The organism is Erwinia sp. OLFS4, assembly GCF_002752165.1.
Classification (GTDB): Bacteria; Pseudomonadota; Gammaproteobacteria; order Enterobacterales; family Enterobacteriaceae; genus Izhakiella.
On sequence record NZ_MOMB01000049.1, the window covers coordinates 61,330 to 76,653 of the forward strand.

9 protein-coding genes are annotated in these 15,324 nt (G+C 54.8%); 6 read left to right on the forward strand and 3 right to left on the reverse strand.

Annotated features, from left to right (window positions below; genetic code table 11):
* The first annotated feature begins 6 nt into the window (after positions 1 to 6).
* Genes bcsA through bcsD form a run of 4 tightly spaced genes read left to right on the forward strand, consistent with a single transcriptional unit; the run spans position 7 to position 8,857 of the window.
* On the forward strand, positions 7 to 2,106 hold the full coding sequence (bcsA, locus tag BL249_RS10640) for a UDP-forming cellulose synthase catalytic subunit (RefSeq protein ID WP_099705765.1): 2,100 nt from the start codon (positions 7 to 9) through the stop codon (positions 2,104 to 2,106).
* Complete coding sequence (gene bcsB / locus BL249_RS10645; protein ID WP_099705766.1) at positions 2,106 to 4,586, forward strand: cellulose biosynthesis cyclic di-GMP-binding regulatory protein BcsB; 2,481 nt, start codon at positions 2,106 to 2,108, stop codon at positions 4,584 to 4,586. Before bcsA ends, bcsB begins: the two co-directional genes overlap by 1 nt.
* Entirely contained in the window at positions 4,564 to 8,388 is a 3,825-nt protein-coding gene (locus BL249_RS10650; RefSeq protein WP_446717694.1) for a cellulose synthase subunit BcsC-related outer membrane protein, read from the forward strand. Before bcsB ends, BL249_RS10650 begins: the two co-directional genes overlap by 23 nt.
* A gap of 1 nt (position 8,389) precedes the next feature.
* Entirely contained in the window at positions 8,390 to 8,857 is a 468-nt protein-coding gene (bcsD, locus tag BL249_RS10655; RefSeq protein ID WP_099705768.1) for a cellulose biosynthesis protein BcsD, read from the forward strand.
* A gap of 79 nt (positions 8,858 to 8,936) precedes the next feature.
* Here bcsD and mntP read toward each other — a convergent pair whose 3' ends face one another.
* Both mntP and BL249_RS10665 read right to left on the reverse strand, forming a co-directional pair.
* Complete coding sequence (gene mntP, locus BL249_RS10660; RefSeq protein ID WP_099705769.1) at positions 8,937 to 9,512, reverse strand: manganese efflux pump MntP; 576 nt, start codon at positions 9,510 to 9,512, stop codon at positions 8,937 to 8,939.
* 461 nt (positions 9,513 to 9,973) lie between these two features.
* Complete coding sequence (locus BL249_RS10665; RefSeq protein ID WP_099705844.1) at positions 9,974 to 10,570, reverse strand: short chain dehydrogenase; 597 nt, start codon at positions 10,568 to 10,570, stop codon at positions 9,974 to 9,976.
* Positions 10,571 to 10,668: 98 nt separating this feature from the next.
* On the opposite strand from BL249_RS10665, the gene BL249_RS10670 reads away from it, so the two are divergent.
* Positions 10,669 to 11,556 carry a LysR family transcriptional regulator gene (locus tag BL249_RS10670; protein ID WP_099705770.1) on the forward strand — a complete coding sequence of 296 codons (888 nt, stop codon included), beginning with the start codon at positions 10,669 to 10,671 and terminating at the stop codon, positions 11,554 to 11,556.
* 61 nt (positions 11,557 to 11,617) lie between these two features.
* The gene (locus BL249_RS10675) at positions 11,618 to 11,860 is read left to right on the forward strand and encodes a DUF1158 family protein (protein ID WP_099705771.1); all 243 of its coding nucleotides are present in this window, start codon (positions 11,618 to 11,620) and stop codon (positions 11,858 to 11,860) included.
* 122 nt (positions 11,861 to 11,982) lie between these two features.
* Here the strand turns inward: BL249_RS10675 and mgtA are convergent, their stop codons facing one another.
* Positions 11,983 to 14,646, reverse strand: a complete 2,664-nt coding sequence (gene mgtA / locus BL249_RS10680) for a magnesium-translocating P-type ATPase (protein ID WP_099705845.1) — start codon at positions 14,644 to 14,646, stop codon at positions 11,983 to 11,985.
* Positions 14,647 to 15,324 lie beyond the last annotated feature (678 nt).

The following is a 15,324-nucleotide window of genomic DNA, read 5'->3' on the forward strand; positions in this document are numbered from 1 at the left end:
TTTTATATGAATAAAAGTGTGTATTACCTCTCATTGCTGCTGCTGTTACCGGTGGCTGGCGTGATCGTTATTACCCCGATGGATAGCCAGAAACAATATATTTTTGGCCTGATTAGTATTGCTATTTTATTTATCCTTGGCCGCAGTAAGCGTCGCAGTATCACCATTATCATGCTGTTTTTTTCGGCGCTGATGTCAACACGTTATATCTGGTGGCGTGCCACGCATACCCTGCATTTTTATTCACAAATTGAGGCGGTGCTGGGGATCGGTCTGTTCCTGGCTGAGCTGTATGTCTGGATTATTTTGCTGCTTGGCTACCTGCAAACCGCCTGGCCACTGAAACGCACCATTCAGCCCTTACCCGATGATGTTTCACTGTGGTCGACCGTGGATATCTATATTCCCAGCTATAACGAAAGCCTTAGCGTGGTGCGTGATACGGTGCTGGCGGCTCAGTGTATCGACTATCCCCGTGACAAACTCAGGATTTACCTGTTGGATGATGGCAAACGCAGCGAGTTTGCGGTATTCGCGGCCGACGCCGGGGTAGGTTATATCACCCGTGAAGATAACCGGCATGCAAAAGCCGGCAATCTGAATCATGCGATGAAAATCACCAAAGGCGAGCTTATTTGCGTCTTTGATTGTGACCATGTTGCTACACGTACCTTCCTGCAGGCCACGGTGGCACCTTTTATGACCGATGCCCGGCTGGCGCTGTTGCAGACGCCGCATTACTTTTACTCTCCCGATCCTTTTGAACGTAATCTGGCGGCGGCGCGTCATATTCCCAATGAAGGCGCACTGTTTTATGGCCCGGTACAGCAGGGCAATGATAACTGGAATGCTACTTTCTTCTGTGGCTCCTGTGCGGTGATCCGGCGCTCGGCGTTGGAGGAAATTGGGGGGTTTGCCGTGGAAACGGTGACCGAAGATGCGCACACCGCGCTGAAAATGCAGCGCCGTGGCTGGAAATCAGCCTTTCTGTCTATTCCGCTGGCGGCAGGGCTGGCGACTGAACGTCTTGGTCTGCACGTTATTCAGCGAACCCGCTGGGCGCGAGGCATGACGCAGATTTTTCGCCTTGATAATCCCTTGCTGGGACGCGGCCTGAAGTGGCAGCAGCGGTTATGTTACCTCAATGCCATGCTGCACTTTCAGTTTGGGCTGCCGCGGGTGGTATTTCTCACTGCGCCGCTGGCTTATCTGCTGTTTAATTTCAATATTATCCACTCTTCAGCCAGCCTGATATTTGCCTACGTGCTGCCGCATCTGGTGATGTCACTGTATATTAACTCACGGATGAATGGCCGTTTCCGTTACACCTTCTGGGGTGAAATTTATGAAACGGTGATGGCTTTCCATCTGGTGATACCGACGCTGCTGACGTTGATCTCGCCCAAACACGGCAAGTTTAACGTCACCGATAAAGGCGGGCTTCTGGACACCGGTTTTTTTGATTTTAATATTGTGCGCCCGCATCTGATATGCGCGCTGCTGCTGGTGGCGGGGATTATTTATGGCATTGTGCGGGCGGTGGCGCACACCTGGTTTGCGGTTGACCCTTACGTGGTTGCGCTGAACGTTGCCTGGGCGACCTTTGGTCTGATTATCCTGCTGGCGGCGATTGCCGCCGCCCGCGAGACCCGCCAGACCCGCAAGTCAATCCGTATTGACGTGGCGGTACCGGCTATTTTGCACTATGCCAGTGGCATCTCTTCACGTAGCCAGACGATTAACCTGTCAATGGGCGGGGTTCAGGTTTCAGTACCCGATAAGCGCCATGAAAACGATACCATTGAAGCGATTGATCTGATCCTGCAATCCGGGGCAATCAATATCCCGGTTAGCCTGGTGCGTGCGGATGAGAAAGCGATACGCTTGCAGTTTGACGAGATCCCCCTGGCGCGCCGGCGTGAGCTGGTCAGGGTGGTGCTGGCGCGTGCCGATGCCTGGGTACGGCCTCCGGCCGCACAGGATCGGCCGCTGCATTCGTTGCTGACCATCATTCGGACGGTGTTTGAGCTGTTCTGGCTGAGCTTTAAAGACTGGCGCGCGGATAAAAAGCAGCAGAAAATTCAGCCGCGCGGGGAAGAAGTCTGATGAGTAAACGCTTGCTGCTGCTGGGCGCACTGCTACTGACTGCCGTTGCCCGGGGAGAGACCAACAGTCTCCCTCCGGTCAATCCGGCAGCGGCGCCTGCCGGCCCGGCTCAGGATAGTCCCGCTTCTGTGCCTGGCGGTGCGGCGGTGCTCAGCCCTTCTCCTGGCCCGGCCGCGTCGGGTCCCGGCGAAACGGCGCCAGGCCAGGCTGAAACGCTACCGCCTTCTGCTGGTGGTGATTTGCCGCCGTTGCCGCCGGTAGTATCACCGGATACTGCGCCAGCGCAAGCAGGCGGTGATGTTTTCAACCTGCCTTTTTCCGGATCAATGACGGTCGCGCAGATGGGACAGCCCCAGGGGATTACCCTTGGCAGCGGTCAGCTACAAGCCGGGATGATGTTTACCCTGCCAACCGATCAGGTCGTGACGCACGCCAGCCTGGCGTTGTCACTGAAAATCTCTCCGGCGCTGGCTGCCCGTAATGGCTCACTGCAGCTGATGCTCAATGGTCAGCCACTCGGAACCCTGCCGCTTAATGCATCAGATACCGATACCGTTGATTACCAGCTTGATATTCCTGCTGCGATGGTGGTGGCAGAGAATAATCTCAGCTTTAAGGTGAACGACAGCGGCGGTCTGCAATGTGAGCGAGACACAAACCGCCAGTACCAGCTGACCATATTGCCTGGCAGCCGTCTGTCACTTGAAGGGCAACAGCTGGACATTGTTAATAGCCTGCAAAATTTTCCCCGCCCTTTTATTGACCCGCTGCGCATGACCACCGCCGAAGTACCGGTGGTGTTTAGCGCGACTCCGACCCCGGGAGAGGTCAGTGCGGCTGCCATTCTGGCTTCCTGGTTGGGAATGCAAACCGATTACCGTGGTATCCGCTTTCCGGTTAGTCATGACAGGCTGCCGGAAGGCAATGCGGTGATATTTGGTCATCCCGGTGAAAATATTGCCGGGGTGCCGTTGCCACCGTCGACGCAACCCCTGATTAAACTGGTCAATAACCCGGCTAATCCGGTGGGCAAACTGTTACTGGTGGTCGGCAATGATGACGAACAGTTGCGTCAGGCGGCCTGGCGCCTGGTTAACGGGCCAATGAAAGTTGAAGGTGACTCGTTGACGGTCACGCCGCAAACCGTCGCTGTTCATCGGCCTTATGATGCGCAACGCTGGATTAATACCCAACGACCGGTAAAGCTTTCAGAACTATTACGTGATAATCAGTCGCTGGTGAGCAGCGGTATGTCTCATGGCGCTTTACAGCTGTCGTTTCGCGCCGCGCCGGATCTGTTTCTGTGGGACGGCGAAACGTTCCCGCTGAATATCCACTACCGCTTTCCCAGTGAAAGCTGGCTGGATGATGAAAACTCTTCGCTCAGCGTATCGCTTAACGGAACCTTTTTACGCGATCTGACGGTGAATAAACAGGGAATTCTGGAAACGCTCTGGCGCCAGCTGGGGGGCGATGCCCGTCAGGAGCGCTACATTTTGCAACTGGACCCCTATCTGATATACGGTGATAACCAGCTGCAGTTTTATTTTAATATTCAGCCGAAGGCCAGCGCGCCCTGTAATGTACTGGACAATGACAATATCCGCAGTCAGATTGCGCCAGACTCGTCGATAGATCTCAGCGATACGCGCCATTTTACTCTGTTACCCAATCTTTCCTATTTTGTCGGTGCTTCGTTTCCTTTTTCCCGGCTGGCAGACTATGCAAACACGCTGCTGATGCTGCCGGAAAAGCCGACCGATGCACAGATTGCTACCCTGCTGACGCTGGCCGCCCGCTCCGGCAGTGCGACCGGTGTTGCTTTGACCCGCAACCGGGTACTGTTTGGCGTGCCGCCAGGCGGCATGCTGCATGAGCAGCTCAGGCAGAACGATTTGCTGGCAGTGACCACACTTGACGGCAATGACTTTAACCGTCAGATGTTCAGCGGGTCGCCGTTCAGCCTGAATAATAATGACCGGGCATTAGGGGTTCCACCGCCATCGACGCTGGAAAAAGCCCAGGCATGGCTGACCGGCGACTGGGATCGTCATCAGCTTGATGCCGATCGCTATCTCTCTTCCAACGAACAATGGCGTGGATTTGTCAGCTATCGTTCGCCCTGGAGCCCGGGCAATCTGGTGGTGATGGCGCTGGCGACCGATGATACGGAATTGCTGAAGCTCAACCACGATCTGCGGCAGCCAAAGCTGAATGCCGGTGTCCGGGGTGACAGCGCGATTATTACCGATGAGAACGGTGTGCGCAGTTTTCGCGTTGGCGCGCAATTTCCCAGTGGTCAGATGCCCTGGTATATGATGGTGGTGTGGTATGCCAGTCAGCATAGCGTGATGCTGGCGCTGGTGGCGTTACTACTGGCGATTATCGCTGGTAGTGGAACATTTATGATGCTGCGGCGGCATGCCCGTAAACGGTTGCAGGATGCGCATCATCATGATGAGGGTAATAAAAATGACTAATGCCCTGTCTTTTCATCGCACCGCCCGACGGTTGAAGCGAGCGCTGCTATTCACCGGTTCTTTGTTAACAACGCTGTCGGCAACAGCGGCGAATAATCCGGCCATCCAGGCACTGCTAGATCAGGCCAGCTACTGGCATCAGAAAGCCCATGATGAACTTGCCCGTCAGTCACTGCAAAAGGTGCTGATGCTGGAACATAATAATCCGGATGCGCTTTATATGATGGCGCTGATGGCGCAGCAGCAGGGAAACAACGCGGAAGCCGAACGCTGGCGTGCGCGGCTGGCGGAGGCTTCGCCACAGGACAGCCGCCTGAGCCAGCTTGAATACAGCCGCGAACAGCAAAAAATCCCGGCGGCGCAGCTGGCGCTGGCCCGCCAGCAGGCGCGTAGCGGTAATACCAGCGCTGCGTTGCAAACCTGGCGCAATTTGTTTAACGGCAATCAACCCCCCGCAGCGGTGGCTGCCGAATATTATCTCACCATGGCAGGCGATAAAAACCTGCTACCTCAGGCCATTGATCATCTGCGCCAGTTTGCTGCAGACCATCCCCAGTACACCGATGCCCGACTGGCATTGGGCAAAGCACTTACCTATCAGCCCGCCACCCGACGCGAGGGATTAACCTTGCTGGAAAATCTCGCTGACGGTAACGCCGAGGCCGATCGTGCTTTGCGGCAGGGACTATTATGGCTGAACGTTCAGCCGACGGATGGTGGATTTTATCAGCGCTGGCAGCAGCGGCATCCCCGCGACAACGAGGTGCTGACCTACTATCAGAAACATGCCGGTGGCCAGGCCGTTAACAGCGGTTTCAGCGCGCTAAACAAGGGGGATATCAGCACGGCGCAAAGCGCATTTAATCAGGTACTGCAGGCTAATCCGCAGGACGCCGACGCGCTAAGCGGGCTGGGTTACGTGGCGCAGCGTCAGGGCGATTTCGCCAGGGCGGCAGAGTATCTTGAGCGCGCCGCGAAACTTGGCGGCGAAAACAGTGCCGAGCGTCAGCAACAGGCGGATGATGCCCGGTTTTATGCACAGCTGGCCAGGGCGCAGGCGGCGTTTAAAGCCGGCGATAATGCCAGCGCGCTCAGTCTGAGTGAAGCGCTGGGTAATGCCGACGGTGACAAAGGCCTGGCGGCGAATCTTTTCCGTGCTGATGTACAGCGCCGTAGCGGCAATCTGTCGGAGGCCGAGCAGACTTATCGCCGTATCCTGCAGAGTCATCCGGATAACGGCAATGCTAAAGAAGGATTGTTCTACGTGTTGCGTCAGGAAAATCGCAGCGGCGAAGCCAGCCAGCTACTGGCCTCCCTGCCGGCCAGTGTTAAAGCCAGCGTGGCACCACGGGGTGGCAGCAGCGATCCTGTACGCAACCAGGCAAAGCAGGCGGTGAGTGCCGGCAATCCGCAGCGGGCGATAGCATTGTTACAGCAGGGGGTGCAGCGTTATCCGACGGATGGCTGGCTGCGACTGGATTTGGCCAGATTGCTGCAACAGCAGGGAGATTCGCGTCAGGCGGCCAGCGTCATTGAGCCTGCCATGCGCCAGGGAGCCAGTCGCGATGAGCTGACGGCGGCGGCACTGTTTGCCAGCGAAACCGGCGCCTGGCAACAGGCACAGAGTTTGTTAAATCGCCTGCCGTCCACCAGCCGCAATGCCGGGCAACGGGCGCTGGCTGCACGGGTCAATTTTAATCTGCAAATGGCTATTGCCAGCCAGTATCTGGCCCAGGGGGCGAAGGCTGCCGCGCTCAATACTTTACGCGCGCTGGCAGTTAACCCGCCGAAAGCCCCGGCGGATGCCGGTAACCTGGCGCAGGCGCTGATGAAGGCGGGCGACGCCAGCGGTGCGGTAGCGGTGGCGCGAGGCAATATGCAACTGGGCGTCCAGGGTAACGCCGGCGATTACGCTGCTCAGGTGGCGGTGCTTAATCAGGCTGGATTTAGCGACGAGGCTCAGCGTTTTCTTAGCGATCCGGCATTACAGGCGCGCAGTACTTCAACCCAGCTGGCTGGCTTGCGTAATGGCTATATTATTAATGAAGCTGACCGGCTGCGTGAACAGGGGCAATATTCGGCGGCTTACGATAAGTTAATTACCGCACTGCAAAATGACCCGCAAAATCGTGATCTGATGTTTGCCATGGCCCGTCTGTACCAGTCGGGAAAAATGAACAAAGAAGCGGGTGTGGTGTATGACTATCTGATGACGCGCGACACGCCGGATCAGGCGGCGCGTGAAGGGGCGATAAATGTTGCCCTCGCCCGTCACGATGTGGAAAAAGCCCAGCAACTGACGTCCGGTTTGCGTGGTGAGCAGACGCCGGATCGCTTGCTGCTGATGGCGCGGGTGGCGCAAGCTTCGGGGGATAAACAACAGGCGCTGGCTTATTTGCGTACCGCCCGCAGTAAAGCCGTCGGATTGCAGGATGTGCAGTCCGCTCAGGCACCGGTGATTGGTGGTCTGACGCTGGCTGATAATCCGTTCAGTAGCCGCCGCAATGTTCCCGCCGCGAACCCTTCCAGCTATGGTAGCGTAATGCCCTGGCAGCAATCACCGCAGGATAGCGCGGGTGGTGGACAACTGGCGATGAATGGCAGTGCGTCGGTGGCCAGCAACCAAAGCCGGACGTTACATCAGATTGATACCATGATGGACAGTTTGCAGGATGAAGCCGGTAACTGGGTGCAGGGTGAGGTACAGGTACGCGGGCGGGATGGGGAATCCGGCCTGAGTAAACTGACCGAAGCCAGGGCACCGCTCACCTGGTCAAGCGTGCCGTTTGGCGATACCCGTTTTGATTTTAGTCTGACGCCGGTCACCCTCAGCGCCGGTAGTGCATCCAGCGACAGCATGACCCGCTTTGGTACGGCCTCCCTGCTGCGTGGCCAGATCGCACAGCAAAATAACCTCGATCCGGGAGAAGTTAAGCTCGACTCGGCAGGATCACAGAATGCTTCGGGGGTGGAGATAGGACTCGGATTGCGCAACAACCAGTTTAAAGTCGATCTTGGTTCAACGCCGCTGGGTCAGGATCTCAGTACCCTGGTCGGTGGCATTCAGTGGTCGCCAAAGCTGACGGACTATCTGACCCTGATTCTCACCGGGGAGCGACGGGCAATGACCGACAGCCTGCTGTCTTACGTTGGGGTACAGGATAAACTTTCCGGTAAACGCTGGGGCCAGGTGACCAAAAATGGCGGCAGCGCCATGCTGAGCTATGACAACGGTGATGCCGGATTTTATTTCAGCGGCGGCGCTTATAGCTATATCGGTAACAACGTGCAAAGTAACCAGAGCCTGAATGCCGGGGCTGGCATCTATGTTCGTCCGTATCATGATGAAAGCGGTGAGCTGAAAACCGGGGTTAACATTAGCTGGATGGACTTTTCGCACAACCTGAGTTATTTCAGCTATGGGCAGGGCGGCTATTTCAGTCCACAAAATTATGTCTCCGTATCGGTGCCGGTCGATTTTAGCCGCCGTTATAACGACCTCGATTTACGCATCGGCGGGGCCGTGGGTTACCAGTCTTATTCTCAGGATCGCAGCGCTTACTTTCCCACCGACCCGGCTCGTCAGGCACAACTGGAGGCGTACTATAACGCCGGTTATATTGATGAAGCCTACTATCCGGGCGCCAGTAAAAATGGCATTGGGTACAATATTCATGCCGGTGCAGATTATAAGGTTAACCGCAACGTGACTATCGGTGGTCAGCTGAGTTATGACACCTTTGGGGACTATAACGAAAGCACGGCACGGCTTAATTTCCGCTATATTTTTGGGGACCATTGAGATGACCGATTTTGAAACGGTGGCTAGCGACTATTATCGCCAGCAACAGCATCAGCCTGGCTGGTGTGATTTATTCAGCGTGGTGGTTGAAGGAATGTTTGCTAACGCCAGTGAGCCGGAAAGCCTGGCCTTTTTACGCCAGATGGGTGAGCAGCTGGCGCAGCGTTATCCGCTGGCGGCGGCAACCACAGTGGCCGTACTGGAGCGGGATATTAACCTGTTGCTGGCCCGTTTTCATTGGGGAAGGGTAGATATTCAGCCGGCGGGAGCCGCGCTGATTATCACGCATCTGGCTCTACCACCCGGTGATGGCGTGATGGCTGCGGCGCGCTGGCACAGCGTGCTGACGGCGATTTTTCAGGGACTGTATTCCGGCTGGTTGCAAGCGCAGGGTGGTGATCCGACCATGACCGTCACGCCGCAAGCGACTGAACGCAACGATATGCTGTGTTTTCGCTATCAGCGTTAATCATTCATTGCACCTGACCGGCGGCTGGTGGATGGCTGTTATTAGCCAGCCGCTGCCGGCTGGCAGGCACAGAGGCGCGTCAGTTTAGCGCCGTAAGGTGCTCGACCAGAATAGAGCCGCCAATGCCAATTAACACCAGCCCTCCGGTGATTTCAGCCCATTTCCCCATCACCGGACCGAGAAAGCGGCCAAGCAGTATGCCGGTTGCGGCCATAATCGTGGTTGCGGTGCCAATCGCCAGCGCGGTAGTGACGATATTAACCTGCAGAAAGGCCAGGCCGACGCCAACCGCCAGCGCATCCAGGCTGGTTGCCACTGCGGTGGTTGCCAGCAGTAAGAAACCGTGGCGCTGGGGAATGTCCTGCTGTTCACCCGGGGTTTTCTTGCGCAGTCCTTCCAGAACCATGCGGCCACCGAGCATAAATAACAGGAAAAATGCCACCCAGTGATCCCACGCCATCACGTACTGGCTGGCGACAATCCCAATACTCCAGCCAATTAACGGGGTCAGTGCTTCAATTACGCCGAAAATCAGGCCGGTACGTAACGCTTCTTTCAGACCCGGGCGATACAGCGTAGCCCCTTTGCCAAGTGCAGCAGCGAAGGCATCCATTGACATGCCAAGGGCCAGAATAATAGTCGCGTAAAGATTCATGTTATTTATACCAGCCAGAGCATGTAACCGTTCTCCGACGCATAAAAGTAGGTCTTATCCCGCGATAAAATCGCGGCATATCGCATAAGTGGGGTGAATCCTAGCACGCTAATTTTGTAAAAAAAAGACAATAAAATCATGGTTTTAAGTATAGCATCGGCTATACTTTTTAACAGTTGCTAATTTCATTGCTGTCGTGAAGATGAAAACTTTAAAAGAATGACCTGGTTAGCGCAGGTATAGCCTGAGCAATCTTTCTGCTGCTGCTGATGACTGTGGCAACAATTCAGTAAAAAAAATTTCTGCGCTCTGCTGGCGCTGGTCCGATTCTGCGACGAATGTCGGCGCCAGGCGCTGGTGGAACGGTGGCAACGCAGAAAACAGACCTTATCACCACCGGCACCAGGCGACAGAAATGTGGCATGCGGCAGGAAAAGACTTTTTTGCCGGAGACAGGGGGATTACCAGACGCGGTATACCTTACCGCTCTCGATGCCTTCGATACTGCGACGATAGGCCAGGGCGACTCTGGCGGCACTGGCACTTTCAAAACCGGGAAAGAAAGGGCCATAGCTTGTCACGGCTTCCGTCAGTATTGTCGGGCTGACGGCATTAATACGCTGGCCGGAAAGCTCCAGCGCCGCCGACTGGACAAAACCTTCCAGCGCCCGGTTAACCGTCATGGCACTGACGCCACCCCGGATGGCCTGCTGTGCCAGAATACCGCTGGTCAGGGTAAAAGAACCGCCGGGATTAAGATAATCTTTACCCAGCATGACCAGCCGCACCTGGCCCATCAGTTTATCTTCTAATCCGCTGAAAAATTGCGTGCTATTCATTTCACCAAGCGGGGCGAAATGCACCTTGCCGGTGGCTGCTACGATAGCATCGACCTTGCCGCTACGGCTAAACAGCTGCTGTATGCTGTGGCTATCGGTGAGATCTACCTGCAAATCACCGCTGTGGCGGCCGACCGCAATGATCTCATGATCGGATTGAAGATTTTCGACAATACCTTTGCCCACGGTGCCGCTGGCACCAATCACCATAATTTTCATGTTAACTCCTTTGACTTCCGGTATTGCATCATCAGGGAATATAATCAGATGATAAAGCAGCATTAATTTAAATCACTTCAAACCCAGAGTTTGTAATCATGGATAAATTACGCAGTATCGAAGCGTTTATTGTGGCGGCAGAGTGCGGTAATTTTAGCGAGGCGGCGCGCCGGCTGGATATCAGTGCGGTGATGGTTGGTAAGCATATACGCCAGTTGGAAAAGGCGCTGGGTATGCGTCTGATCGAACGCAATACCCGCCGCCAGCATCTGACTACCGCCGGGCAGACATTTTACCACAGCAGCCGTGAGGCTTTGTCACAACTGCGCTGGGCGGAAAGTCAGGTTGAAAGTCTGCGGCGTTTTCCGTCCGGTACTCTGCGGATCAGTGCGCCGGAAAATCTCGGCAGTAGCGTACTGGCACCGATACTGGCGCGTTATCAGCAGGCCTGGCCGGCGGTGCGTATTGAGCTGGTGCTGGATGATCGCTTTGTCGATTTAATTGATGAGGGGTTTGACTTTGCATTGCGTATTGGTGCACTGGCGGACGATTTGGCTCTGGTGGCGCTGGCGCTGGGAGAGTACCAGATGGTGGTCTGTGCTTCGCCTGATTATCTGGCGCACGCAGGCATACCGGCATCGCCACAGGATCTCAACGCGCATCGTTGCCTGGGTAATATGCACTGGAATAAGCGTAACGCCTGGCTGCTGGGTGATACCTTCTGGCCGTTGCAGACGACCTTCAGTTGTAACGATGGTCAGAGTCTGCGCCAGGCAGCACTGGCCGGTGCCGGCCTGCTGCTTCAACCGCGCGTGCTGGTGGCAGATGATTTGGCCTGCGGACGCCTGTTACCGCTACTGAGCGATTGGTTGCCGCAGGCCAGACCGGTCCATCTCTTGTTCCACCCCGGTCAGCAGACCTCGGCAACCCATAGTAGCGTTGTCGAGTGGTTACGGCGTGAAATACCGCTGGTGCTGGCACGCTGACGATTGTTTCATTAAGGAAATTGCCGGAGAATGGCCTTTTACCTGTCATGTCGCGAAGGTTATGAAAACACCGTTTGAACTGTTTCTGATGCCGCTGTCCACCCTGCTGCTGGGCATGCTGTCGGCACTCTTGCTGCCGGCACCCCAATTTGGTTTGTCGCTGAGTCATCAGTTAATGACGTATTTCCACCTCAGTGATATCAACCAGTTGTACACGCTGGTATTTTGCTGCTGGTTTCTGCTGCTTGGCGCCAGTGAATTTTTTATCATCCGTTTCATCTGGCGCCGGTTTATTAAAGTCTGAAGCCGCGTTCGTGGTGCGCCTTACTAGTGCAGGATCATGCTCAGACCACTGCTGAGAATAATTAAGCCGATCATAAATAAAACGATCAGGGCATAGATATCGAAGTTTTGCATCGTTCCCCCTTAAAACCATTGGCCAAACAAACGGATATAAAGCAGTTTCGCCCCCTGGGCGACCAGGCAGTAACCTGCCAGAATAGCCACCAGCCAGGGAAAAAAACTGAGTGGAAGCGGCGTCATGCCGACCATCTGGCTAAGTGGCGAAAAAGGAATGAGAATGCCGGCTATCATGACTAATCCGGTCATCACCAGCACCGGCAGCGTGGCGCAGCTCTCCACGAAAGGGATACGCCGGGTACGCAGCATATGCACCACCAGCGTTTGTGACAGTAGTCCTTCTACAAACCAGCCGGACTGAAACAGCGCCTGATGTTCCGGTGAGTGGGCGGCGAATACGTACCACAGCACCAGCCAGGTTGCGATATCAAAAACGGACGAGGTCGGGCCGATAAACACCATAAACCGGCCAATATTGCGGGCATCCCACTTACGTGGCCGGCGTAAAAAAGAGCGGTCCATCTTGTCCCAGGGCAGTGACAGCTGGGAAATGTCATACAGCAGATTTTGTATCAGTAACTGAATGGCCAGCATCGGCAGGAAAGGCAGGAAGGCGCTGGCGATCAATACCGAAAACACGTTGCCAAAGTTGGAACTGGCGGTCATGTTGAGGTATTTGATGATATTGCCGAAAGTTTCCCGGCCTTTCAGCACCCCCCGTTCCAGCACCATCAGGTTTTTTTCCAGCAATATGATATCGGCAGACTCTTTGGCGATATCGGTAGCGCTGTCGACTGAAATGCCAATGTCAGCACAACGCAATGCTGGTGCATCGTTAATCCCGTCGCCGAGAAAACCAACGGTATGCTCATTATGCTGTAGCGCCTGTAGCACGCGCGATTTCTGCTGCGGTGTCAGGCGACAGAACAGGTTACGCTGTTCTACGGCGCAGGCCAGCGCATGATCGCTCATATGGTCAATCTCCGGACCACACAGCGGGTCACCCGGGTCTATGCCTACATCGCGACAAATTTTGCTGGAAACCACCAGGTTATCCCCGGTCAGTACTTTGACCGCAACCCCTTGTTCACGCAGGGCGTACAGCGCACAGGCCGCACTTTCTTTTGGGGGATCAAGAAAAGTCAGCAGACCGGCAATAACCAGATGGTGTTCATCTTCTTTGCGTAACGGTCCGTTCAGCGGCTGATCTGCCAGGTCGCGTTCAGCAATCAGCAGCACGCGAAACCCCTTTTTGCTCCACTCTTCAGCCTGTTGCTGAATCATGGCAATGACGGCGGCATCCAGAGGAAGCTGTTGTTGTCCTTCACGAATATGGCTGGAGACCGCCAGCATTTCATCCACGGCCCCCTTACAGATCAGGTACTGTTTTTGCCGTTCGTCGGCCACGACAATTGACAGGCGACGACGTTCAAAGTCGAACGGCAGTTCATCGACTTTTCGGTAACGCCACATACTGGTTATTTCGGCTTTACCCTGACTAAAACGCAGAACAGCCCGGTCGATCAGGTTCTTTACGCCACTCTGATGGCGACTGTTGAGCCACGCCAGTTGCAGAACATAATCATCATTTTTGCCGGCAAAATTCAGGTGGTGGGCCAGAATAACGTTGTCTTGTGTCAGGGTGCCGGTTTTATCGGTACAGAGTACGTCCATGGCACCGAAGTTTTGAATAGCATTGAGATGCTTAACCACGACTTTGCGGCGCGCCATTGCCATGGCGCCTTTCGCCAGATTTGCACTGACGATCATCGGCAGCATTTCCGGCGTCAGACCGACGGCCACGGCCAGCGCAAACATCAGCGTTTCATTCCAGTCACTATGGGTAAAGCCATTGATAATCAGGACCAGCGGCACCATCACCAGCATAAAGCGGATCAGCAGTTTACTGACGCTGTTAACCCCGTGATCGAAAGCGGTTAGCGGTCGCTTACCCAGTAGTGAAGTGGCCAGATGGCCATACCAGGTGTCGGCACCGGTAGCTACCACCACGCCGGTGGCTGTCCCACTGGTTATGCTGGTGCCCATCAGGCAAAAACCCGGCAGGGCCAGCAGGGTCGATTCGTCGCAGGGGGTCTGCAGGGCTCCGGGTGTGGCAAATTTTTCCAGCGGTAGCGCTTCACCACTGAGCGCCGCCTGGCTGACAAACAGATCGCGGCTCTCCAGTAAGCGTACGTCGCCGGGTACCATATCACCGGCAGATAACCTGATGATATCGCCGGGTACTACCTCTGTCAGCGGAATGTCCATGACCACCGCTTCAGTGCTTGTGGCGCCGCGACGCATCACCGCTGCCGTTATGCGAACCAGTGACTGCAGGGCAGCGGCGGCTTTATTAGTGCGATATTCCTGCACGAAACGCAGCAGAGCGCTCAGTACAATCATGGTCAGCATAATTATCACGCTGCTCAGACTGGTGGCCTCCCCACGAAGATGTGGCCGCCAGAAATCGGTGACAAAGCTGATCGCTGCCAGTACGCTAAGGAGCGCGATAAACGGATTTTTAAAGGCGCAGGCCAGTTGCAACAAGGCGTGGGGAGCTTTTTCGCTGGCGACCCGGTTCGGGCCATATTCATCCAGACGATTGAGCGCGTCGTCGTGCGTCAACCCCTGACGGCTACAGCGTAATTGATTAAATGTACCTTCCAGCGTTTGCTGAGCGTGATGACTGACAGCAAACAGTTGTGCGAAAGTTTTATTGGGTTTTTTCATTTTCTCGCCCATCACATTAATTCGATCAGTTCTTCAGGCATACGCCTGTAGCATCGCTGAGATGGGCAGAGCATCCGGGAGACTGAGGATAAAAATCAGCAGATTATCCGTTCCCGTTTTGCGGTCCATCCCACCTTCGCCGGGGTGCGCCAGGAGGTTCCTTCATGTTTTTTCTCCGCAAAATTCAGGCAAGAACAGGCGTCACCTGCCGGGATCGTGAAAGGATGCCAGTCAGGGGGCCCGGCATTGCCAGGTTAAAAAATCTCGGGAATGGATCGCTCAGAAAGAGGGAGTGCATTGCCCGCCGTGTTATGGAACGGCAGGCGAATAAAAGCCTGCCTTTAGAAGACGTAACCGTCAGGTTGACTGTCCAAAAAGGGTATCTCCAGTGGAAAATTCGTCGAAACTATAGACCTGTTTATACGGCTTGTAAATCGTTTGTCTTTTTGTGTGTTAACCGTGTCTTATTAAAATAAATTGATATAATTCATGGCATTAAGTTATTTATTTTTAATTCTTCGGCGGCTGTTTTCCTAAACTGATTATCAACAAATGCCATAAACTGGCCCTGGCCGGCTGCTGGTTACTGGCGCAAACGGCCACAAAGCGAAAAGTCAGAGTTAAATTCCGTTATGTGATTAAAAATTACCCTGAATGGCGGCAATATATTTACTGGAT